The organism is Nostoc sp. (assembly GCF_036917195.1).
Classification (GTDB): domain Bacteria; phylum Cyanobacteriota; class Cyanobacteriia; order Cyanobacteriales; family Nostocaceae; genus Nostoc.
On sequence record NZ_JBALDG010000075.1, the window covers coordinates 1 to 23,559 of the forward strand.

The 23,559-nt window shown below is 40.3% G+C and carries 20 protein-coding genes and 2 pseudogenes; 12 read left to right on the forward strand and 10 right to left on the reverse strand.

Annotated elements, in window-relative coordinates:
* Positions 1 to 316, reverse strand: a pseudogene (locus V7K40_RS25460) (hypothetical protein); the annotation flags it as partial.
* On the opposite strand from V7K40_RS25460, the gene V7K40_RS25465 reads away from it, so the two are divergent.
* From V7K40_RS25465 to V7K40_RS25485, 5 genes are all read left to right on the forward strand, one after another.
* The gene (locus tag V7K40_RS25465; RefSeq protein WP_334964678.1) at positions 311 to 625 is read left to right on the forward strand and encodes a hypothetical protein; all 315 of its coding nucleotides are present in this window, start codon (positions 311 to 313) and stop codon (positions 623 to 625) included. The pseudogene V7K40_RS25460 and the gene V7K40_RS25465 sit on opposite strands and share 6 nt — an antisense overlap.
* A gap of 6 nt (positions 626 to 631) precedes the next feature.
* On the forward strand, positions 632 to 1,129 hold the full coding sequence (locus V7K40_RS25470; protein ID WP_334964680.1) for a hypothetical protein: 498 nt from the start codon (positions 632 to 634) through the stop codon (positions 1,127 to 1,129).
* Positions 1,130 to 3,781, forward strand: a complete 2,652-nt coding sequence (locus tag V7K40_RS25475; protein ID WP_334964682.1) for a hypothetical protein — start codon at positions 1,130 to 1,132, stop codon at positions 3,779 to 3,781.
* A gap of 32 nt (positions 3,782 to 3,813) precedes the next feature.
* Positions 3,814 to 4,581 carry a hypothetical protein gene (locus V7K40_RS25480; RefSeq protein WP_334964684.1) on the forward strand — a complete coding sequence of 256 codons (768 nt, stop codon included), beginning with the start codon at positions 3,814 to 3,816 and terminating at the stop codon, positions 4,579 to 4,581.
* A gap of 149 nt (positions 4,582 to 4,730) precedes the next feature.
* A complete protein-coding gene (locus tag V7K40_RS25485) occupies positions 4,731 to 5,072 on the forward strand; it encodes a hypothetical protein (RefSeq protein ID WP_334964686.1) in 342 nt (113 codons plus the stop codon).
* Between the two features lie 457 nt (positions 5,073 to 5,529).
* Here the strand turns inward: V7K40_RS25485 and V7K40_RS25490 are convergent, their stop codons facing one another.
* Positions 5,530 to 5,754 (reverse strand): hypothetical protein, encoded by a 225-nt coding sequence (locus tag V7K40_RS25490; protein WP_334964688.1) that lies wholly within the window; start codon positions 5,752 to 5,754, stop codon positions 5,530 to 5,532.
* 7 nt (positions 5,755 to 5,761) lie between these two features.
* Here V7K40_RS25490 and V7K40_RS25495 point away from each other — a divergent pair, with 7 nt between their 5' ends.
* Together V7K40_RS25495 and V7K40_RS25500 are read left to right on the forward strand one after the other, a co-directional pair.
* On the forward strand, positions 5,762 to 6,109 hold the full coding sequence (locus V7K40_RS25495) for a hypothetical protein (protein ID WP_334964690.1): 348 nt from the start codon (positions 5,762 to 5,764) through the stop codon (positions 6,107 to 6,109).
* 35 nt (positions 6,110 to 6,144) lie between these two features.
* Positions 6,145 to 6,348: a hypothetical protein gene (locus tag V7K40_RS25500; protein WP_334964691.1), complete on the forward strand. Its 204-nt coding sequence runs from the start codon at positions 6,145 to 6,147 to the stop codon at positions 6,346 to 6,348.
* A 49-nt stretch (positions 6,349 to 6,397) separates the two neighbouring features.
* Here V7K40_RS25500 and V7K40_RS25505 read toward each other — a convergent pair whose 3' ends face one another.
* Complete coding sequence (locus V7K40_RS25505; protein WP_334964693.1) at positions 6,398 to 6,832, reverse strand: response regulator; 435 nt, start codon at positions 6,830 to 6,832, stop codon at positions 6,398 to 6,400.
* A 523-nt stretch (positions 6,833 to 7,355) separates the two neighbouring features.
* Entirely contained in the window at positions 7,356 to 8,012 is a 657-nt protein-coding gene (locus V7K40_RS25510) for a TetR family transcriptional regulator (RefSeq protein ID WP_334964695.1), read from the reverse strand.
* A gap of 423 nt (positions 8,013 to 8,435) precedes the next feature.
* On the opposite strand from V7K40_RS25510, the gene V7K40_RS25515 reads away from it, so the two are divergent.
* Complete coding sequence (locus V7K40_RS25515) at positions 8,436 to 9,797, forward strand: cytochrome P450 (protein WP_334964697.1); 1,362 nt, start codon at positions 8,436 to 8,438, stop codon at positions 9,795 to 9,797.
* On the opposite strand, the gene V7K40_RS25520 is transcribed toward V7K40_RS25515, so the two are convergent.
* The 3 genes from V7K40_RS25520 to V7K40_RS25530 all read right to left on the reverse strand — a co-directional run bounded on the left by V7K40_RS25520 (position 9,788) and on the right by V7K40_RS25530 (position 14,491).
* Positions 9,788 to 11,776, reverse strand: coding sequence for a hypothetical protein (locus V7K40_RS25520; RefSeq protein ID WP_334964699.1), 1,989 nt, complete (start codon positions 11,774 to 11,776; stop codon positions 9,788 to 9,790). The two genes, V7K40_RS25515 and V7K40_RS25520, sit on opposite strands and share 10 nt — an antisense overlap.
* Positions 11,777 to 12,328: 552 nt before the next feature.
* Entirely contained in the window at positions 12,329 to 13,489 is a 1,161-nt protein-coding gene (locus V7K40_RS25525) for a DEAD/DEAH box helicase (protein ID WP_334964701.1), read from the reverse strand.
* 384 nt (positions 13,490 to 13,873) lie between these two features.
* Complete coding sequence (locus tag V7K40_RS25530; protein WP_334964702.1) at positions 13,874 to 14,491, reverse strand: hypothetical protein; 618 nt, start codon at positions 14,489 to 14,491, stop codon at positions 13,874 to 13,876.
* A 419-nt stretch (positions 14,492 to 14,910) separates the two neighbouring features.
* Between V7K40_RS25530 and V7K40_RS25535 the strand changes: the two genes are divergently transcribed.
* Positions 14,911 to 15,486, forward strand: a complete 576-nt coding sequence (locus tag V7K40_RS25535) for a Uma2 family endonuclease (protein WP_334964704.1) — start codon at positions 14,911 to 14,913, stop codon at positions 15,484 to 15,486.
* A 97-nt stretch (positions 15,487 to 15,583) separates the two neighbouring features.
* Positions 15,584 to 16,388: pseudogene (locus tag V7K40_RS25540) on the forward strand (Rpn family recombination-promoting nuclease/putative transposase).
* 237 nt (positions 16,389 to 16,625) lie between these two features.
* Here V7K40_RS25540 and V7K40_RS25545 read toward each other — a convergent pair.
* From V7K40_RS25545 to V7K40_RS25555, 3 genes are all read right to left on the reverse strand, one after another.
* Positions 16,626 to 17,861 (reverse strand): DUF445 family protein, encoded by a 1,236-nt coding sequence (locus V7K40_RS25545; RefSeq protein WP_334964706.1) that lies wholly within the window; start codon positions 17,859 to 17,861, stop codon positions 16,626 to 16,628.
* Positions 17,862 to 18,109: 248 nt separating this feature from the next.
* Complete coding sequence (gene ubiE, locus V7K40_RS25550) at positions 18,110 to 18,802, reverse strand: bifunctional demethylmenaquinone methyltransferase/2-methoxy-6-polyprenyl-1,4-benzoquinol methylase UbiE (RefSeq protein ID WP_334964963.1); 693 nt, start codon at positions 18,800 to 18,802, stop codon at positions 18,110 to 18,112.
* Positions 18,803 to 18,864: 62 nt separating this feature from the next.
* The gene (locus tag V7K40_RS25555) at positions 18,865 to 19,821 is read right to left on the reverse strand and encodes a response regulator (protein WP_334964708.1); all 957 of its coding nucleotides are present in this window, start codon (positions 19,819 to 19,821) and stop codon (positions 18,865 to 18,867) included.
* A gap of 428 nt (positions 19,822 to 20,249) precedes the next feature.
* Between V7K40_RS25555 and V7K40_RS25560 the strand changes: the two genes are divergently transcribed.
* Positions 20,250 to 21,338, forward strand: coding sequence for a RuBisCO accumulation factor 1 (locus V7K40_RS25560; protein ID WP_334964709.1), 1,089 nt, complete (start codon positions 20,250 to 20,252; stop codon positions 21,336 to 21,338).
* 1,078 nt (positions 21,339 to 22,416) lie between these two features.
* Complete coding sequence (gene aqpZ / locus V7K40_RS25565) at positions 22,417 to 23,169, forward strand: aquaporin Z (RefSeq protein ID WP_334964711.1); 753 nt, start codon at positions 22,417 to 22,419, stop codon at positions 23,167 to 23,169.
* Positions 23,170 to 23,559: the final 390 nt, after the last annotated feature.

Consider the following 23,559-nt stretch of genomic DNA (forward strand, 5'->3'; position numbering starts at 1 on the left):
TATACTTATCAGTTTTGATTTGTTTTCTGATTTTGACAAAATCACTATCTGAAATAACCGCAGCTTTTCCACGTCTGTTAATCTTTGTCATATATAGAAAACCGAAATTTATATGTTCCGTTTTTACCTCTGGATCAGGTAAAAGCGGAATTATCTCAACATTTACTATTAGCAAATAGTCGCTCAATCTTATTTCTGGCAGGGGATACACGGCATCCGTGAATATTCCACTTATACATAAAACTGGAACATTTACATGAATTTGGTTAAAGCGTACAACAGATTTATTCTCTTCATCAAAATCCGTTGTATGCAACCTGGAATCACTGATTTATTTGGATCAACTGCTACTTTTTCCGGCACTCCTAAAGTATTACAAATTCCTTTAACTTCCTTACCTGCTTTAACAAGTGCAAATCCTACACCCTTAGAAATTTACGCAGCAATTGTTGCAACTGCCCACACTTGGCTAAATGCTAATACTGATGCTTCTGTATTAGCTGCAAGCGACCTAACAAACAACGCCCCAATCACGAGAAACGGCACACCAAAAACTCAATTTCAATATGCTGTGAAATTTTACGGAAATTACGCCGCCCCAACTTTTGATCCGAACGCTGTTTAATAAAAAATGGGAAATAGATGTTTTTTTGTAACAGTAAAGGGTTTAGGTTCAGATTGTGGCCCAAGTGGTGACTATTCCCAAACGATAAGAAACGTCACCTCTGTTAACTTTCAACGTGGGACTGTTCCACAGGGATACCCTTTTGCTGGATGTCCTTATGATTATTTAGTTGTCGATGGAGTTAGTGCTTACCCTGATTTTGCTGGAGGGAGCGCAGCAGGTTATGGCACAATTTCAGAAATTGATTGCGGAACAGGCCAACCCTTTCCAAAATACGATTGTCTTAACGGAACTTGCGTACAAAAAACACAATACAATACACCCGGACTTTATCCATCATTAGCTGATTGCCAGGCTGTTTGTGCAAATGGTGGTGCTTGTGGTAGTGGTAAACAGTGTGTTGATCCGACTACATTCTGTCCACCTGGTAAAGTTTGCATTGAACAATCAGAATTCTCTGAAATTGAAGGCTTAATTTCTCAAATTAATAGTGAGGTTTGCTAAATGTCTAGCGCTGGGCAATCCTTAATTTCAGAGCTTTCAAATATTAGTAATTGTGCTGGTCATCAATGTGATTGCTGTCAGCAGCTACAAAGTCAAATTGATAATTTATTAAATCAAATAAGTGAAGCTGTCAACTTAGCAAAAAATGCTCAGACTACTGCCACTAATGCTCAAACTACTGCTACTGACGCGGATCATCTTGCGACAGAAGCCTCATCAATAGCGATTAATGCTAGGAATGATGCAAAAAAAGCTCAAAGTACAGCGGACGACGCCGAGCAAGTAGCTTTTAATGCCTTGGAAGGGGCTAATGAAGCTGAAACTAGTTGTAAAAAGGCACAGACTACAGCTGATAATGCGCTAACGTGTGCCCAAAGTGTAGAGACGATAGCCCAAGAAGCTCTAAGTACAGCAAATCATGCAGAGCAGGGAGTAACCGCAGATTATAACTTAGCAATGCAAGCGCTTAACGAAATAGCAGCGCTAAAAAAAGACGGCGTGGATCGTGAATCAATTGTCAACGAAGCTGTTGAAAAGTCCAAAGCGGCGATAGAGCCACAAATACACAATCTAATTAGCTGGCAGGGAGATCAGGATCGGCATCTCGGTGAGTTAGATGGTCAAATTGAATACCTAAAAGGGGAACTAATACTTATTACTGCTGGTTTAGCTGCCTTGATAGTGGTGGTTGCAGCCCCCTTGATTGCAGCAGCTATAGGCCCTCTTATCGGTTCGATTGCTGCTGCTGCTGCTGAAGCTGCGGCCGCTACTGCTGCTGCTGGTGCATTAGAAGCAGAAGTGGCAGGGATTCAAATTGAAGTTTCAACGGTTCAAGCGGAGGTTTCAGGGGTTCAGAGTGAAGTTTCATTAGTTCAAAGTGAGGTTTCAGGAGTTCAAGGGGAACTTTCAGGACTTCAAAGTGAGGTTTCAGGCATTCAAAGCGAAGTTTCAGGAATTGAAGGTCAAGTTTCAGGTCTTGAAGGTGAAATTTCAGGAATTGAAGGTCAAGTTTCAGGGATTCAAGATGAGATTGTTGGTGTTCAGGATGAAATTGTCGGCGTTCAGGATCAGGTTGTAGGTCTTCAGGATCAGGTTGTAGGTCTTCAAGATCAGGTTGTTTCAGCTAAGGCTGACGCAGAACTTGCCAAAACGGATGCAGAGGTCGCAAAAGTAGATGCAGAAGTTGCCAAGGTAGACGCGGCAAAAGCTTTAGCTGATGCAGCACGCTCGTTGATACCAGGCCCTCCAGGAGAACCAGGCCCCCCAGGAGTGGGAGAACCAGGCCCACCAGGACAACCAGGAGAACCAGGCCCACCAGGAGTGGGAGAACCAGGCCCCCCAGGCCCTCCAGGAGTAGGAGAACCAGGCCCCCCAGGCCCTCCAGGAGTAGGGGAACCAGGCCCCCCAGGCCCTCCAGGAGTAGGGGAACCAGGCCCCCCAGGCCTTCCAGGAGTAGGAGAACCAGGCCCCCCAGGCCCCCCAGGAGTGGGAGAACCAGGCCCCCCAGGCCCTCCAGGAACAGGGGAACCCGGGCCGCCAGGAGAACCTGGCCCACCAGGACAACCAGGAGAACCGGGGCAACCAGGTAGACAAGGAGACAAAGGAAACGACGGAGATAAAGGAAACGACGGAGAAAAAGGTAAGGAGGGTGAAAAAGGAAACGACGGAGAAAAAGGAGAAAAAGGTAAGGAGGGTGAAAAAGGCGAAAAAGGAGATGATGCAAAAGTGGAATTTTCAGAAATTAGTGTTAAAACCTTTAATCAATGCAACGCTGAAACAAGAGTACCTGAATTTGTCTATAAGCAAATTCAAGTAATTAAGGGAACTGAATCACAAGAAACTCTTAACTTTGAGCAAATAGCTAACGTAGCAGCACAAGAGTGTTTTCAGTTAATTGAAATAGAAGTTAAAACCTTTGATAGTTGTGACTCAGATACTCATAAACCTTTAGCGCTAAAACCACCTAAAAAGATAAAAGTACTTCCCGGCATGGAAGTAGAAGTCAAAGCTATCTTTGACCAAATGTTTGAGATTCAAGGGGAACAATGTGATGTGAAACCCAATGAGACTGATATTGTTGAAATATCGGTACAAGTCGTAATTGGATGTAATAAAGATAGAACACCTATTCTTCGGGATAGGACAATTCATTGTCCAAAAAGATTGGAAGCTTGGTTAATTTATCAAATGGCTTCTTTAGCAAATATTGAAAGTAAATTGTGCTTAATTACTGGAGAGGTAGGGGATGTTGGCGGAAACATCCTTAATGAAGTACGCGACATTGGTTCTAATCTTATTGATGCCCTTGAAACTACAGCCTCACTAATAGGAAAAGGCTTTAACGCTTTTCAAGATGATGGGCTTTTATCAGAAAATAACTGGCTTTACACTCCTGTTAATATTCCACTTAAAAGTGGAATGCTTAAACAACTTTCAGAAATAACTGCTAATTCTAATACTGAAGGCTTGGACGCTAGCGACACAATAACTAATACCCCAATAACTGCTAAACAACTAGCAACAGAAATTAAGCAGTCTTCTGAACAACTAAGTAACTCTTTTTCTGAAGCCGTAACTAACGCATCTACTGAAAGAGCAGAACAAATTCAACAGTTAAACACTCCTACTTTTAACTGGGAGGCTTTATTATGAGCATTCGTGATTGGGCTGCAATCAGAAGGGCTTTGATTAATGGTGACTCTTATAATTCAGAAGTTATTCTTCATTTCGCTGATTTACCTACAAACCCTGAAAGAGAAACTGTTAAAAACCTTTGTTTAGTGCAACCAAATGATTCAATATTGATTGCCCAACAGCGAATTAGGTTTTTCCGTGAGGAAGTACAAAAAACTCATTTAAAACCTATTATTATCGGTCAACCAAAAATTGATTTAGATGCTGATGTCAAATATCATCCAGAAATATCAGTAACATTTCAACAAAGCCTTATATCATTGCCCAAAGGGAAATATCCCAAAACTGCGCGAATTAGTTGGCGGTTAATGGAAGAAACTAGTGAATCTTTTACTTTTACAAAAATGGATGCCGTTGCAACACTAGTTTTTCAAAACTTCTTTCAAAATAATAGATTTAGTTTTAACAAAGGTAAATTCATAAGTTGGTATATTTCACCGTTAGATGGATTGAATTTACAAATTTACTGCTTAGATGAAACGGAAGCTGAACGTGTAGCTAAATACGTTGTTCAAGCTATTGGTAAAACTTGGCAAGACAAAATTTTTAAAATTACTAAACCCAAACGAAGCAACGAAATTATTTATGAACCAATAACTATTTTGGGAAAACAGAAAGATGCACCAGTTTGGCGACCAAATATAACTGTCAATGCTTACAAAGCCAGTATTAACGTTTGGGGTGCAGGTAACCAAGAATACGACCTGATTGGACGATTGAGAAATGGGCAATTCTTTCCTATAGCTCGAACTCATTAAAATGCATATTGCGTCGTTGGGCTGTCGCATTTTAGAAACCCCTATAGGGGTTCAATACCCTTAGACACTCTTTATACACAAATTAAAGCAGTATAGAATAACCGTAGCGGCTAAAAATTTTACTCTGTTTTTCATCAGTAATTTTACTTATGGCAACTCTAAAGTCTTATTTGTTGACGATTGACAACATTAATTATGCTTTGCATCTCAATAAAGATATCTACGATGGGATAAAAGATACTATCGGCCTTGCTGACATGCCAACTCCTCCGCCGGCTAGTTTACGCCAAACTTCAAGTACAGAACTAGAAAGAAATGGTCTTGCCCATAAAATCAGCGTTGGACTCTCTACCGCAGCAGATGGAAAAACCACAAAACGTAAGACAGTAATATGTCCGTCTACAAAACCCTTTAAAAATATGATTGGCAAACAGATTGGTACTCTTTATGTAAAGAGTGCTTGTGTCAAAACTCATCGAAATTTTGTGTAAATAAGAATTAATATTGAGGAGAAATTAATATGGGACTTTATGCAATACTGGCAGTTACTGGCAATCAATATAATATAGCTACTCCACCAGTAGAGGCAGCGACTATTTTTTATTTTTGAGGTGCAAAAGAACTTTATAAAGATAACGATTGGAAAACAGCTACTGGTATCACTGACGTTACTGCAACTCATGAGGGACAAGTTGTACTTACAGATATAGGAGATTTACTTTTACACGGAATTGTCCGAACCGCAGAGGTAGAACTTAAGGCGACTGATTCAGGCAAAGTTGTAGCAATAAAAAGAGTTCGCTATGCTGGGAGTAAAGCTGCAACAATCGAAGAGAAAAAAGCTGACGGTGGAATTGTTGGTTTAACTTGGAAGGGTTCAGGTAAATTTCAAAATACGCCAATTAGTGCAGTAATTGAAACCAGAAAAATGATTGTGGACTAAATAATTTAAACTGGTGTGAGAATAATTGCCAGTCTAAATTTTGCTCCAATTGGATAATTTTGACTTTGAGAAGCTTTGATATAAAATTCACATCGTCCAGAGGGATTTTTAGGATCTGCCCAAAAATCCTCTGAAAACTCATCTTTTAACGGTTCTAGTTCAATTCGTATTTGCTCTGGAGAGCCTTGATACTGTGTTTTTGATTTTAAAACAAATAAAGGGTTTGCCATAAGTTAAATGTCACAGTTTGATCCAAAGCTTGGTAGTTTTTTGCTAGCTCTTATTGGTGCCGTTTCAGGTTGGGTTGTCTGGTGGTTTAATAAAATTAAATCTGAGAAACAGCAAATTGCTTTTGAAAAACAGCAGGCTATTCAAGAAGCAAAAGCTGCTGCTGAAAAAGCGGTTAACGAAAAGCGTGATTTCAACCATCTAGTTAATAGTTATAAACAGACAGCTCAAAATATATCTCATGGTTTTGAAGATATTGAAAACCAATTGAAAAAAATACACGATGACGAATTAAGAGCAATAAACAATCAGTTACAAGAAATTAAAGCTTACCTGATTCGCAATCGAAATTCCTGAAAAATAAAACTAACACGTTCTTAGGAGTAATTAAAATGTCTAAATCTAGTCTTAATAAGTTCACTACGGTTCTTGGACTAGCTGCTGGTGCTGCTAACTTTCTTGGCAGTATTGGGGTGATTAACCATACTGTTGCTGGCACTGTCAACAGTTTTGCTATTGCTATGCTTGGTTATTTGGTGCAACAGCCTGCTGCTGATGAACAATCTCAAGCGCCACAGCCACAGCCCCAAAAGTAAATCTCCGGGGATTCAATCTAATTAGATAAATTTAGGGAGAAAAGCATTATCAATAGGAACAAGTTAATTCACGGATCAACATCGCTCGCCCTGTCAGGCGAGCGATCGCCCCAACCAATTCATCTATGTCAACAGGCTTCAATAGCCACTGGTCAAACCATACTTCCGATTTGAGAAATCCAGCTTCTGACTCTGACAACGCTGTGAAGGCAATAACAGGAGTTGATTTGTCAGGTCTATTTGATCTCTGCCGGATCTGGCGTAGCAGTGAATAACCATCTTCACCGGGCATGGCAATGTCACTGAGTACTAAATCGGGGCAAAATTGGTCAAACGCTTCTAAGCCTTGAGATACCGTGAAACTTGAATGAACTTCGATGCCATAGAACTCAAGGGCACAAGTAACCCAGCCACAGGAATCAAGGTCATCATCGACCATTAATACTCGTAACCCATCTAGTGTAGAAGCGTCAGGAATGGGCATGACCAATAGCCTCGCTTTAAGTGATAACACAGTATCTAACAGGAATTTAAGAATTAGTATATTTTTTAGATAAAAATAAGATTTGCCTAACTTTACTTAACATTGAGCAACCCGATTTCTCAGAATTTAGCTGAGAGAAAAGACAGGATAATAATCCAGACAAATATACAATCTGCTTTCCATAAACAAAGCGCTGTCTTCGGTAACAGTGGAAGTCCAGCGCTTTGCAATTGTATTTAAAGGTATTAATTATTTGGGTCTTTATTTAACTGACCCTAATTTACTGTTATTACCAGAGTGACAGAAAACTTATAATTCTCTCCTAATTATTAATATTTATTTACAATAATCTCATTTATAAATTTTCTTTAAAATATCTATCTAAAGATAGATATAAATATTAATTTAATGTGATTTGTTTAAGATTTTGTTAATTATAATCCTCTTTTGCATTGTAAAGCAAAAGCACGAGTAGCCCGTGGTTCAGATGTGGCGGTAGCGTCTGAGTTTGCTCTGGCATTGGCTAACTTTTCTTTGTTTGTTGCACACCAGCCAAAATAAAATTAACTGCCGCTTGAGTATGCTGATCAATCATTTCTGGACTCAGTAGTTGCAAATCGGGTCTAGTATGCTTGATATTTTCGTAAGCGTTGAAGTATAAATTACAAACCCCAATAATATGTAGGGTGATGAGAAATGGATCAATCTGACGGAAACAACCTTCCGCCATCCCTCGCTCTAAAATCTTGATGAGATAGCCAAAATTTTCTTGCCAATTCCCCTGTTTGAAATACTTTCCCTGATTTTGGTTTGCTTCTTGGAACCAAAGCATCCCTCTGTGCGGATAAGCAGCTTCATAAGCGATCGCTTCTTTGACAAGCAACTTCAAGGCTGACTCTGGTGGGAACTGATCCAGATTTAGCTGTTCAAACCCTTCGTGCATTTCCACCGCCGGACGTTGCAGAACAGCTTGATATAGTCCTTCCTTGCTCTGGAAGTAGTAGTAAATCATTGCTGTGTTTATACCTGCACCTCTGATCGCTTCTGTCCGCGCCCCTTGAAGTCCATTTCTGGCAAACTCCGCTTCCGCCGCATCGAGAATCTGCTTTTTTGTCGCCTCTGCATCGCGCACCTGACGCGGCTTTTTAGATGAGAATTTTGACTGCGTTGAACGACCCACGGTACTCCATCAGCATAACGAAAATATCTTAACTAAAAAATTGGTTAGTAGTTGACATAGAAGATGAAATTTATTACATTAATATTCCTTAACTAAAAAATTAGTAAATCCATATTCTCTACCCGGAAACAGAAAAAATCACCAAGACGTTTATTTTAATGTATGCCAAAGTCGTCAATCCTTTGATGAAATTTCTGTTTAAAAACTCAGTTTTACAAGCGGCAGCCACTGTTATTGAACAGGATACAAGTGCAGTTGAAAGTTTGTATTCTCAACAAAAACCAAAAATTAGACTACCAAATGAAGAGATTATGTTCTACGCAGAAAAACTCTACTGCGATTGGTAATTTGGATTTACAAAGCCTAACTGCACTTTACAATTAAGTAGATACTGTAGCTAATTACTGCTGGAGGTACTCAAATATGAGGCAGCTAAAATCCGCCGAGGAAATGCCTGGTAGCTATGGCTTGCCCATCTTGGGGGAGACATTGGAAATATTCCGGGATTTAGAACTGTATATATGGCGACGATTCCAGCAGCATGGTTCAGTTTTTAAGACGAGCGTCATGGGACGTAAACGTGCTTATTTAATTGGCCCTGATGCTAATCGCCTGGTGCTGGTGGAACAGGCGGAATATATGTCGTCGCGGGTGGGGTGGTATTTCCTAGAACCAACATTTGGCAACAATATTTTATTACAAGATGGGGAAGAACATCGGCTAACTCGTCGCTTGATGTATCCAGCATTTCACGGAAAAGCGATCGCTACATACTTCGACACCATCCAAAATATTGTCCAAGACTTCCTCAAAGATTGGGGACAGGGAACAATTCCCTTAAATTCTAGTTTCCGCCAGCTTACCCTGATAGTTGCGACTCGCCTGTTTTTGGGAAGTCAAAATAAAAGCGAAGTTGAGCAAACCAGTCAGTGGTTTACACAACTGCTAGATAGCAGTATGGCGATATTCAACTGGAATGTCCCTTTTACTTTATATGGTCGCGGTCAAAATGCTAGGGGTAAGTTAGTGGCTTTTTTACGTGAAGCGATCGCACAGCGTATCGAACAGGGTAACTTAGAGCAATCAAAAGATGTTTTGGGATTGCTGCTAGCGGCTGTTGATGAAGACGGCAACAAGTTGAGCGAAGCACAGATAATCAACGAGGCATTACTACTACTGTTTGCTGGACACGAGACGACAGCCTCCTTGCTGACTTGGGTAATATTTGAATTAGGTAATCACTCAGAGTGGCGAGAGCGACTGCGCCAAGAACAGTTAGCAGTTGTGGGAAATAATCCCCTTAGCTTGTCCCATCTCAAACAACTTCCACAGTTAACCAATGTTCTAAAAGAAGCAGAAAGGCTGTATCCGCCAGTATATGCATATAATCGTGGTGTTCTTAAGGATATTGAGTATGCAGGCTATCGCATCCCAGCAGGTTGGTTTGTGACTATTTCGCCAATGCTGACTCACCGTTTACCAGAACTGTACACCGATCCTGATCGCTTCGACCCCAATCGCTTTGCACCACCTCGTGAAGAAAATAAGAAACATCCCTTAGCACTAGTAGGTTTTGGTTATGGTTCGCACAGTTGTTTAGGCATGGAATTTGCCCAAATGGAAATGAAGATTGTGCTTTCCACACTGCTTCGGCATTACGACTGGACGGTAAAGCCGGATTATTCTGCGATCGCTCCAGTTCGTCAGCCTTCTAAAGTTAAGGACATTTTACAAGCATATATTAAGCCTTTGGTGATTAAGCATCCCTTGAAAAATCAAACATAAATCTTTGATGAAACAAATCGATTTTCCGCATCTAGCATGAAATCGTAGGTATTTAGAAAATCAGACTGCCACTTTTCAGGCTTTTGACAAATTGCGAGTGGAAATCCTGCTAAATCAAACCATTGAATATCATCTCCAATTTCTACTGGTACTACTCTCCAATTTTTACTTGGAGCTTTGCTAAAATCTTTCAGCAAATTAACATTAATTCGGTTAGGAGGCTTGGGAGTTGGTAAATGTCGTTCAACACTGGAATATGATTGCTCTACCCAATTTTTGATATTCACTGCATTAAGATATTCATTGGCTTCTGTTTCTCTTTCGCTAATATACTGATAATAAGTTTGCGCTAATTGTTCAGCTTGTTTACGAATTGTTACATCTTCTGCTTTAGCAAGCAAGTATGCGGCTACTGGGTCTAAAGTACCCCATACAATAAGTTCTTTCATCCAGAAAATAATCCAAGGTAGCCCAGTTTGTGACCAGTTTTCGAGGGATGATTCAACTAACTCACCACCAAAAGCTTCATCTATTGCTAGTGAAATAACACTTCCTAAGCCCCAGTTAAATCGATAACCAAAATTTTGGCTAATGTATGAATGCCATTTTGAAATTTGGCTTACGCTCGGTTTTTTAGGTGCTGTATGATAATCAAGCCACCAACGTAATATTTCATTCCAAGTAACATTTCCTGAAGTGTCGCTCAGTTTGAACTTCAATAAACTAGTTAAAATACTAACTATATTTTGAATATAATTAAAGCGTTCTTCTACTGTCCAAATAGCATAATCTCCACCCACTGCTAATTGTTCTTTAAGTCTAGGATAGAGACTTAAAAGCTGATTTCCATCACGTGGTGGTAAACTAGTGCGATACAAACGCCAACGCTGTGACAAATCTTTATAAATTTCTGTTTTTAATGCTCTACCTCGCCTGATAAATAAATTTTCTAATCTTTCTTGTTCGCAGCTAGCGTAATGAGCAAAGCTTCGTTGCCAAATTTTTTGCAGTTGCTCCTCCAATTCATTAGGGCTTAAATCTTTAGCTGCTAGCTGTTCAATTTCAACAATGGCAGACAGTAAAATACTATCCAGTGAATCTAAAGTCTCAATAGCTGATGATTCTGCTTCAGAAAGATTATTGCTATAAGAAAGCGGTGCTGTTTGTTCCAGCCAACTTACAAAATTTTTGTCAGAAAGATTATTGTCAGGGGAAGATTCTCCTTTTAACTCCAGCCAGTTTCGCGGAATCTCTTCTGAATTATGAAGAAAAATACGCCGCCATTGTTCTTCTAAATGAAGTAATAATTGGGCTAAAGGGCTTTGGTAATTATAAATTTTATTACTTGCGTTCTCTTGTATCGTTAAATCATTTACAAGTGAACAATATTGATTACGAATTTTTGTTGACTTCTGTTTTTCATTTCTATCTTTTATTTGCTCTATAGATTCTGTTGCAGGTAAAACGACTAGGCTACGCCCTTCTGTTCCAAATCCAGGTCTTCCAGCCCGTCCAACCAAATTACCAAATTCACGAGAATTGATATCTCTATACCTGTTATCATTATTTGACCAACGTTGTAAGTTGGGAATAAGCACAGTCTCAAAAGGTAGATTGACACCTTCGGAAAGAGTAGAGGTTGCCAATACTAAATGTACAATCCGTGCATTTATTACATCAATCAGTAATCTAGCCATCAAACCAGGCATTTTTCCGTGATGTACCACAATTCCTTTTTCTAGTAGCTGATACTCACGGGACTTAGTGCCAAAATAGTCCTCGCAAGAGCGCAAACACTTATTCCAAATCTCAACCTTTTTTGGTTCTGAAGGTGGTTGAAAGAATAAAGGTTTTGATATGTTTTCCCATTCTTTATTTAAAAGATCAAAAAAGTCTTGAGCATATCCGTCAATTTTCTGTGTTATTGAAATCAGTACTGCTCGTTGTTGTCCTTTATCATCTGGAGATGCTAAGTGCATAGCAGCCCAGAAAAGATGAGGGCGAAGACGCTTTCCAGGACTTTTTTCTGTTTCTAATTTACCAGCAGGGGGATATGTAGGGAATGGACGTGGAATAAAGGGTGTGTCAGCTTGTCCTGCTTCTTGAAATCCTAACTCTCTACCATCTAGGAAGTCATAGTTTATTCTAAATCCTCTTCCTGGTAGGCATTCAAGACTCCCTATTAATTGGCGTGTACTCCTGTAATTTGTCTTTGCTGGGCTAGTGTAGATTTTATTTTCTATCCATCCTGCTAATGCGTCTTCTATTTCCGATGCAACAGCAGATAGTGGAATAATTCGGCTATGGTTTTGTTATACATAAGTAAACAATCTTGCTCCTAGTGACTCTAAGCGTAAGGATCTATTTTCAGCTTTTTGCAAAGAATCTTTAGCACCATCAAATTTAACTGCATGGGCTTCGTCGAGTACGATAAGCGACACTCTACGGATAAATAGAGTCCCTAAAAATTTCATCAAAGCTTCTGCTTTTTCATAAGTGCAAATTAAAACTGTTGGCTGTTCTGATGTCAGTTATACATCTGTTGGCCCCCAATCAGTACCTCCATATAAACCTGTAACTATCACATTGTTATTAGTACTACGTTTTAAAATACGAGAAAGATTTGATTCTACTTCTGTTGCAAGTGCTTTGCTTGGCACTAAGTAAATTACTAAAGGAGCCGAGCTACTAAAATTATTATAATTTGTTGTTTCCAAGAACAAGCTTTGCAAAATTGCAATTTCAGCTATTGTTGTTTTTCCTGAACCTGTAGGGGTACAGAGCGCAAATGATTCTACTGTTGCTAGTCGTTCAATTCCACAAATTTGAGAACGCCATGCTAAAGCTTTACGGTTTTGATAACTTTGGCGTAAATAACGCTCTAAGAAAGTTTTACCACTTTGGGTAATCATCTGAGAAAGTGCTTCTAGATGATGTCGTAGAGAAGTTTCTATATATACAGATGCAACTTCAGCACATAACTTACCTAAAAGCCAAGAATAAGTGTCATGTCCATGAAGAAGCACCTTAGCAATAGCAGAAAGTTTTTCAATAGCTTTTTCTAATCTTGGTTCATTTCCCCAGCGCATTTTTGCACATAAAATTCCTAAAGAACTAGCAGTTTCTTTAACAATCAACTTGTTAAATCTGTCAGCAGCTGTATCAGTGTCATCCCAAAGAAGACTTGTTTCAGTTTGGAAATTTGATGATGTTGCAGTTGCCCAATATTCTGTCAGTCGTTGCAATAAACTGGGAAAATCAGCTTTTAGCAAAGAACGTAGAATTTCTGACTCTATTCCCTCACTTACATCTTGATTAAGTAAACCCGCAGCCCTAGCAGGATAACCAGCAAGTTCATACACAGCTGCTGCAAGTAAACGAATTGGTAAAATATCCGGGTTTAGTTGGGGATGAGATAGCCATTCAAATAGCTCACCAGCCCGTAGCATTCCATTACGCCAGTTAGTATCTCCAGCTTCTCGCTGGATAAATGCAGCCTCAATAAGGCGCATAGCATCATTTAATCGTTCACCTGCTTCATCTTGTCGCCACCCAGTTAACCCATCTTCTCCTGCGCGAAGTCTGGTATGTTGGCTATAAAGTTTTGCAATTGCTGGTGTTAGTCTGCTACCCGCCAGACTATTTTGTAGTTCTGTCGCTAAAGCAATGACTTCGTTACTTGATTGAGTCATCTCATTTTGCAGAACTTCCCCTTCTACTATGACATTAGAGGTTGCAAAAGCAAACTCTGAATTATCTGGTTGTTGAACTGTCTGGGTAGAAATATTTACTGAAGGTGTTGCACTTGCTGGCTGACTATAGACAGTTGTAACAAGATTTTCAACTTCATGAAGATGAATTTCAACAGCTTCAAGTCTTCTTCCTCCTGTATATTTTTCGTGCGCTGTTTCGGTAGATATCCAGGCTGCTTTTTTGATAGGATGTTGACCACAGATATAACTAACTAAATCGCAGCGTTTATAAATTTGATTAGTTTTTTGTTCTCGTAAAAGTCTTAGAGCATTAACCCATTCCGATGAAAAAGAATCATTATAATCTAGTAGAATTTCTATTATTTACAAAATATCAACTGACTTTATATTTGCAGCACTTGCCTTTTTATGCGCCTCAGATATCATATCTGTATCATGTTTCGCTGTGCATTTAGCTTCACAAGCTAAATAACCAATTATTTCTCCTTTAATATTACGCCGAAAAGCAAGACAATCATCACCTGTGCGTCCAGGTTGGTTCTTTGCAGTTTCTCCAGTTTGATTTATAAATTCTAAATGCTGAAACACAACTGGATGGAATCGAAAAAGGAAAGCAGGAACTTCCCAGTCATCATGTTCAAAAGGAGAAAAGTTTTCAGCAATAATTCCTGCAAATATCTCTCCAAAAAAACCTTTAAGAGTCTGGATATGAAGACGTTCAGGATAACCTTCGCTGGGATCGCTTTCTGAAAATTCACCAAATGGAGCAAGAGAATTTCCTGCTAACTTACAGAGGCGAGATCGAGCATCACCATGAGCTTTTTGAACGATTAATATTAATTCGCTGAGAATTATATCTCGCTGGTTTTTATCTTCTTTGAGCAGACGATGTGTGTATTGCTTATCTTCAGATTCACTAACTGAGTTAGATAACCACTTTGATATTCCGTTAAGCCTAGTGATTTTTTGCCTTTCTTTCATTTAATATACTCTCTAATATTAATCAGATTTACAATATAAGCCTTTAACTAAGATAATTCTAAACTAAATGTAAAATTTAATACTATAACATTAGTAGCAGAGCAAAATGATGCCATAAGCATTCAATGAGAGCTATAACGCTTTCTCTGTTTACTTTTGGGCGAGGACAGGTTCGGAAATTTAGACTAAATGCGCTAAGTCAACACAACAATAAAAGGGTGTGATTGAATACAGCGTGCTGCTAGTAGAAGCTAAGAGAAAAAACCTCAACCCTCATCTGCTGTTATCAGATAGATAACAGTGAAACAAATTTCTACATGATTGGAAATAGCTCTCCAGTAAGCATGGTAATTATTAGCTGGTTAACCCAGCCTGTCAACCAGGTGCTACGCTACAGTTAGCAAGATTGAGAGGCAACTATGACTGCCCTGATTCTGAACCTTAGCCCCACCATTGAATTAACAGATGAGCAGTTCTTCCAACTGTGTCAAAATAATCGAGATTTGCGACTTGAGCGCACGGCAGAGGGAGAATTAATTATCATGCCACCAACTGGATGGGAAAGCGGAAATCGCAATAGTAGACTGACACAGCGCTTAGGTAATTGGGCTGATGCTGATGGCACAGGCTTGGCTTTTGACTCCTCAACGGGTTTCAAACTTCCTAATGGTGCAAATCGTTCTCCTGATGCGTCTTGGATAAGCCGGGAGCGATTAGAAGCCCTGAATCCAGACCCTGCAAAATTTCTACCACTCGCTCCCGATTTTGCGGTAGAATTACGCTCTACTTCAGACAGCTTAAAGACTGTGCAACAAAAAATGCAGGAGTATATTGACAACGGTGTGCGTTTAGGCTGGCTAATTAACCCCCAGAACCAACAGGTGGAAATTTACCGCCCAGGACAGGATGTTGAGGTTTTGCAATCGCCTAGTAGCTTATCAGGAGAGGATGTATTAGCTGGATTTGTGCTGGATTTGGCACAGATTTTGAGTTAAGTGATCGCTCTTTCTAAATTGCAATTTTTGCGTTATTAAAGATGGTTTTTTAGTGCCTACGACCCACTTTGAAGTTTTGGAGTGGTAGGATTTTTTGATGTTTGATAACATCTGCAAATTCCTCGCCGAAAACTTTTCCACCGACTTTGCCACTTGGCTGTTAGGAGAACCAATTTCCCTGACTGAGTTAAGTCCTTCTGAACTTTCGTTGGAACCCATTCGAGCTGATGCACTAATTTTATTGGAATCGGCAGAACTAGTACTTCACCTAGAGTTTCAGACTCAACCCGATGTTAATATGCCATTTCGCATGATTGACTATCGGTTGCGAGTGGTATCGCCGCTTTCCCCAAAAGCAAATGCGCCAAGTAGTGATCTATCTCAAAGAAACAAGCTCAGAACTCGTGCAACAAAATACTTTTACCATTGGTAGTACTCACCACGAATTCGAGGTGGTTCGACTGTGGGAACAGCCGCCAGAGGTATTTTTACGCTATCCAGGTTTATTCCCATTTGCAGTTTTGGGTGGAACGAATGACCGTGCAAGTACATTACAGCAAGTAGCACAGGAAATTATCGGAATTACTGACCAACGGTTGCAGAGGAATGTGACAGCTGCCACAGCAATTTTAGCTGGTCTAGTATTAGAGAAAGGGTTTATTCAAAGAGTATTACGGAGAGACATTATGCGCGAATCTGTAATTTATCAAGGAATTGAGGCTGAAGCTAAAGCAAAAGGTAGAGCAGAAGGTAGAGCAGAAGGTAAGGCAGAAGGCATTCGCCTGGTGGCTGCGAATCTGCTCAAAAGCCAAATGCCTTTAGAGGAAGTGACAAAATTAACTGGGTTATCAGTTGAAGATGTACAGTTGTTGCAAACAGAGATAGAAGGTGAGTCAAGATAATTGGTAATTAGTAATACTCGCCTTGGGCGAGAAGCAAGCTACGTAATTCGTAATTATTATCTTACGGATGAATCCGGGTGTCTCTGAATAAAAACGAGAGCGATGTCTACGACGGGCTACGCCTACGCCTCTTACTCACACCTCTTCTTAAAAGGCGATCGCTCAATTTCACTCATTCCACAATCTGGGCAACTTGCAACTCTAATTTGATAAAAATTTATAGTCAAAAATACAAAATTAATATTGACTAAATATTAAAAACACTGTCTGGAATAACCCTATGACAAAACCTAAAACACCACCTAAAGTCACAATCGCTTGCAATTCATTTTTTACAATTCCCTCAATAGCAGCTTCTAAATCAGCCGGTGAAGTTGATTTTACCCGGTCAACTATCACTTGATCTATCGACAAAATCGGAATCGCCTGCGCCACAATTACTTCTAAATCTTTTTCCAAATACTTATCTAAAATTAGAGCCAACTCTTGACTCATGACTTCTAAAGAAGTACTGACAACAGGTGAAGTACTAAGACGATTCAGCAGGACTCCAGCAATATTTTCCCAATCAACGGAATCAGTTAATCCTTGTAAAAAATCACTGCCACTGTTTTGCAAATAATGGCGGACAGTTTCGCGGGTGGTCTTTCTAAGTTGACGCACCGTACCCATTGGCAAGTTTTGTAATGATAAATTTTGCAGTAATTTTCTAATGCGATCGCGCATTTGCAAATCTTGAGTCAATTCCTGCAAGCGAGTATTAGTAGCCTCCTTTTCATCCAAGCAAAAAGTTCGTAACCGTGTAAGAGTATTACGTAAGCCAAACAAATTTGCTACTACCCAATAAGTACCACTAGTTTTTTCGCGGAAGCCTTCATCAATAATTTGAATTGTGCGATCTGTCAAAAAATCAATTATCGTCTGCCGCAGCACATCTGGCGGTAGAACTGCTTGCAACAACCAATCAGCAAGCCGCGTGGCTTGTTCTTCACTTAATTGAAATTCCAGCAATATCTGGTCAAAAATTTGATTTATCTGCGCTTCCAAAAAGTCTTCACGTCGCGCCAAAACTTTGAGTAACCGTGGTAAGGATTCCCCTAACAAATCCCGCAAAATTCCCGCCACAATTTTAGCACTTTTCTGGTTTTTATCTGTTTTGATTTGTTCGATCGCCAGCTGCAACAACCAGAGAATTCCTGCTTGCACGCGTTCTGTTTGCAACAATCGCCGCGCTAGATTTTGCAATTCTTGTGGTGTCAACAGTGACCCCATGATTGTCTTGGAAATGTTCAGAGCCAGACGTTCCTGGTTGCGGGGAATCAATCCAGGGGTGAAGGGTACTCTTCGTCCAGCAATATAAATTGCTTGGTAAGGACGGAACAACATTTTGATGGCTATATCATTTGTGAAATAACCAATGATTCCACCCAGTACAGGGGGAGACACATAAAGCCAAAGATGAGACCAGTCCACAGGATTTTGAATTTTGGATTTTGGATTTTGGATTCTAGATTAGAAATTAGGGATTGGGGATTGGTCAATTGGCGGTTATTAGTTATGAGTTATTTTTCCACTAACTACTAACGATTTTCCATTAGCCATTACCTATTCCGCAGTCCCCAATCCAAAAGACGCTCGCAGACTCGCTCTAAGCGTTCGCGTAGCGTCTCGTAGAGAAGCCATGCCGTAGGCTTTACGCTACGCTATCCCAAATCTAAAATCTAAAATTTGCTGACTACCAGCACTCCCATCATACCGTTCACAATGGGGTAGTGTGTGGCAACAGCAAAACCAGCTTGACGTGCTAACTCTATTTGCTCTTTTCCGATGGGAAAACGGTCTAAGCTGGGACTGATGTAAGCATATTCTTCTTTTAAACCTAAATAATTGGCAACTGGGACCACGAAACCGTCCAAATACCACTGCTGAAAGGTACGTAGCTGAAGATTACTTGGTCGATGAAAGTCTAAAATTGCGGCTTTAGCACCCGGCTTCAAAACACGGTATAACTCTTGGAGACTACGGGGAATATCTTTAACATTTCTTAAACCATAGCCCATTGTTGCAGCATCAAATTTGTTGTCATCAAAGGGTAAATTAAGCACATCGGCTTCTACCCAGGTGATAACAGGTTGAGGGTACTGCCTTTGGGAACGTAATGAAGCAGTTTCTAGCAAGTTTGGGGAAAAATCTACTCCGTACACCTGTCCTGTTGCTCCTACACGCCGTGCCAAACGTAAGGCTAAATCACCACTACCGCAACACAAATCTAATGTAGTATCACCTAATTTAGCTGCACTCCATTTAACTGCCATTTCCTTCCATATTCGATGCTGTCCCAAACTCAACCAGTCGTTCAACTGGTCATAAACTGGAGCAATACGGTTAAAAATGGACTGAATTTCGTTAGTCATTGGGCATTGGGCATTAGTCATTGGTCATTAGTTTTTGACAAAGGACAAATGACTAATGACAACTAAACAATGGTTTGATGGTAAGCACTACTAGTAAGAGCGATCGCTAGCAGTTCGGCTGATAAATTAATTAGCATTAATTCATCTTCCCGTAAAGTGCAGGGTTGTTTCCACTGTAGCGATAATACACCCAAAAGTTCATTACGGTAGCTAATTGGGATAACTAAATGTGCTTGCACGCCCGTGTTGTAGTAGTGAATAGCATCAACTAATTTAGTGTCTTTAAGTACATTTAAGGAAACTTGCATTTGCCCGGTGGCGATCGCTTCCTTTGTTAGTGGGTCATGAGATAGCCAATTCTCTATTGTACCTGTATCGCTGTAAGTTCCTTGAGTCGCAACCAGAGTATTTCCATCTGTAAGTTGTAGGATACAGCCTTCTGCTCCAAAAGTCTGACTCACAGCCCTAGCAATTGGAGTAAGAGTTTCCTCTAAGCTAGAAGCTGCTTGAGTTATCTGTACCAAAACACTTAGCAGCGCCATTTCAGCATGAGCACGGCGTAATTCTTCTGTACGTTGCTTGAGCAAGTCGTAAGTTTCTGCTGCTCTTTGCACCACTGCCTTCAGTTCCCCTGGGTCCCAAGGCTTGGTGATATATTTGTAGACTTGTCCGGCATTAATCGCCTCTACCAAGTCTTCAATATCAGTAAATCCTGTGAGAATTATCCTCACCGTATCGGGAAACTGAGGTACAGTCTTGCTGAGAAACTCAGTTCCTTTCATTTGTGGCATCCGTTGATCGGAGATAATCACCGCTACCTCCCCTTCTGCTGCCAAAACTTCTAGGGCGTTCACCCCACTATCAGCTTTCAGAACATTAAAGTCGCGGCGAAAAGTGCGATAAAGCAAATCGAGATTATCTGGCTCATCGTCAACTACCAGGATTTTGAGCTTTTTTGAGCGTTCGAGAGTCATCACTTGATATTGGACTTTATCAATTTCGAGACTGGCCTTATCCATAAGATATTTCCTTTAAATATTCACTATCTTGTTATATTCCATACCAAGTTTAGTTGAGAATAGCTCGAAATTATCAAGGGTTTTTACGGACTTAATTTGCATGTTTAAATACGTTTATTATGAGTGCTACAGAGGATATTTACCTGCCCAAATATCTAAACTAAAAAAAGTCGCACTAGAAAAACCAACTAAATCAGCCTAAATATGGCGGTTTTCGTGATGGATGAGGTAGTTTAACAAACCTCCTAGGTGCAGTAGGGGTGCACAGCTAACTGTGCTACCCGACAATCTGTATTTCACACAATTAAAGTCGAGATAAGTTTCTACAGATGAACTCAAGGCAGTAGGTCTGGGTAGTTCATAGATTAGAATAAGACTTGCTCATGAGGTGTTAATTAACCTCTCAAGTTGAAGCTCGCACTCCGATTATGACTGATCTACCACCCAACGCTCAGAATCCCGAAGAAAATACTACCAACGATGTAGCACAAGAATTACTGCGAAGGCTGAGGCAAAAACAAGGCAACTGGGTGGAATGGGGAACGGCGATCGCCTCATTGCTAAAAACCGGTTACAATCCCCAAGACATTTTTGAGGCGACTGGATTTGAGCCGATTCAACAAAATCAGGTGGTTGTTGGTTCCCAAGTTTACAATTCTTTAGAAAACTCTGGAGTATCGGAAGAAACGCGATCGCACTATGCCACACGTGGCAGTGATGTTTTATACGAACTGCGTTTACTTACCCAAGAAGAACGCGCCGCCGCCGCCGAACTGATCTTCGTCCACAAAATCGACGCCGATGAGGTGAAGGAAATAGCAAAAGCAATTAAAGAGTTCTCCTATTTCCGCACTTTGCCAGAAGGGTTTTCTGCCCACCCGGGAGATGCTGTTGCTCACCAAGTTTGGAAACTGGCACGTCAAAATGCAGATTTACAACAGCGATCACGCCTGATTGCCAAAGGTTTGCGTTTTGCTCACACGCCAGCAGCAAGGCAAAAAATCGAACAGCTACTGACTGATTTTACTAGCGTTCCCCAGCGTCCAGCGCCAATTTTACCCTTTTACCGCCTGGAATTTGAAGAACAATTACCCCGGATCTTGCCCGTGGTAGGTGAATTGCCATTGTCACGGCAAGACTTGCAAGCTGTGCCGATAGTCACAGAAATTGAACCATTTCGCCTAGTCAAGTTTTCTGGAGAGCAAGCTTGGGTGCCCTTACCAGGTTGGCAAGTGCTGTTGGCAGCGGAAGATCCAGTAGTGATTTTAGCGAATAGCGATCGCTTCCCCGTCCAAACCCAAACCCAAATAGGGCCCGTTGTAGTTGTGGTAGATCGTGCCCAACGACAATGGGATGCCTCCAGCTATTTTGTCGTTGAAAATGGTAGTGAATTAGATTTTCAGTGGTTTGAAACTGAGCCACAAATTCCTCTACTAGGACAAATTATTATCATTGTTCGTCCTAAGAAAATTCTGGATGAAGAATTAACTAAGGATTCCTGGCAGATTGACGAATAAATTTAATTTTAGACAGAACTAACTGCGTGATCTAATCTGCTAAGACTGTCCAAACAGCGGATAGCAACTGGCGGCATTGGTTCAATTTTTTATTTGGCCAATGCCCCATCTGCTTTAATTCTCTTAACATAAACTTGGCACTGGCTCCGCAATGCTTTGCTTAAACCCTTGATTTTTCGTTGATCTGTGTAATATCAAGTTCGGGTGATTACTTATAATAAAATCTATCAATGTAGGTTGGGTTGAACGCTAGTGAAACCCAACATTTACTTTTTGTTAATGTTGGGTTTCGTTCTTCAACCCAATCTACAGATATTATAAGTGTTTAACCGAACCTGATATAAGAGACCATTTATAAAGTAAATCAAAAGTTAGGGTGTGTTACGGCTTTAGCTTAACGCAACGTGTTATATAGCGGTGCGTGATAGCCGAGAGTCATATTTTTCGTGACAAATCATATCGAAATATGCGCTTAAGACAACGCCAGTTGCTTCTCCTAAGGGAGACGCTCTTGCTTGCTTTCCCGTAGGGGTATAAGCCGGGGAACCCAGACAACGCACTGGCTCCCCTACAATAATTTTATTTTTACTTTATAAATAGTCTCTAAGTCCACATTTTGAGGGATGATAATATCCCCTGAACAGTCACGAAGTAACGACCGTAACAGGAAAAACCAAAATTTTTTAAGCTGAAAGTGTATAGAGCACAAAATCTATTTAAATTTTGTAATAACTTTTAATAGAACGCACTGGATCAAGAATCTCAACAGAGATATACCAATACGATTTGATTTTTGAAAAAACGCACTGGCTCCCCTACGGATATTTCAAAAATCAAATATGAGTTTTATATCATGAGAGGAAAATTCTTAATTTATTAAGAATTTTTTGGGAATTTTAGCTTTTCCAGTATCTTCATACTTTATCGCCACAATTATTGAGGAAAAAACAAATTCCTATTTTTTCGATTTAGTTTCATAACGAAACAAATGCAATGGATTTTCTGTTGACAGGAATGACTCAAGCATTATTCAACATAGCTATTACTCGTTTGTAGCTGAACAAGGAGTTTTCTGAAAATGTCTCTCACGAAACGTTGTTTGGCCGAATTTATCGGTACATTCTGGCTTGTTTTAGGTGGCTGTGGTAGTGCTGTTCTAGCCGCCGCCTACACAGAAGATGCTGCAAAAATCAGCGAGAATACTTCTTTTCCATTGGGTATTGGATTACTAGGTGTATCCCTGGCATTTGGGCTTACTGTCCTCACAGGGGCTTATGCTTTTGGTCATATTTCTGGTGGTCATTTCAACCCGGCTGTTTCGTTTGGACTATGGGCGGGTAAGCGCTTTCCGGGGTCTGACTTACTACCTTACATCCTCTCTCAAGTGATCGGCGCAGTTGTTGCTGGGGGCATTATCTACCTGATTGCTAGCGGCAAAACTGGATTTTCGTTGACTGGCTTCAACCCACTGGCTACCAACGGCTATGGTACTCATTCTCCAGGTGGTTATACGCTGTTTACTTGCCTGATTACTGAAGTTGTGATGACTTTCATGTTTCTGCTGATTATTCTGGGTGTGACTGATAGCCGCGCTCCTAAGGGATTTGCACCACTGGCAATTGGTTTTGGACTCACCTTAATTCACCTAATCAGCATTCCTGTAACCAATACCTCGGTTAATCCTGCTCGTAGTACTGGAGTTGCTCTATTTGCAGGTGTAGAACTTTTTTCGCAAGTCTGGCTGTTCTGGATAGCTCCTATCTTGGGAGCTATTTTAGCAGGATGGTTGTACGTAGCTATCTTTAGTGAATCAATTGTGGAAGAACAGTAAAATCTCAAAGAGCTACTCTAAAAGTCATTTTCAACTGTACAAGTTAGCCCGGTATTTCTGGTTTTTATAGCAGTTCATCAAAACGGGCAATAGTTGGATCTGCATTGTGTTTATAATCAATCTTCAGGTGAGGCTGCGTAGGTGCAGCCCGCCGTAGGCATCGCTTGAGATTTCCTTTTTAGATTTCTTAACAATCCCGTGACTGAACAAATAACGCTTGGCTAATTTGTTTAGTCACAGGATTGACAGAATATTTAAATGTATGAAAATTCCCGGTGTCCAGATCCCCGACTTCGTAAAAGTTGTCGGGGATCTTACTTTTCACTAATGATTTAGGACTCCTATATACACTCTCTTTTAAAAAAATTAGATTACTATTCTACTAGTAAA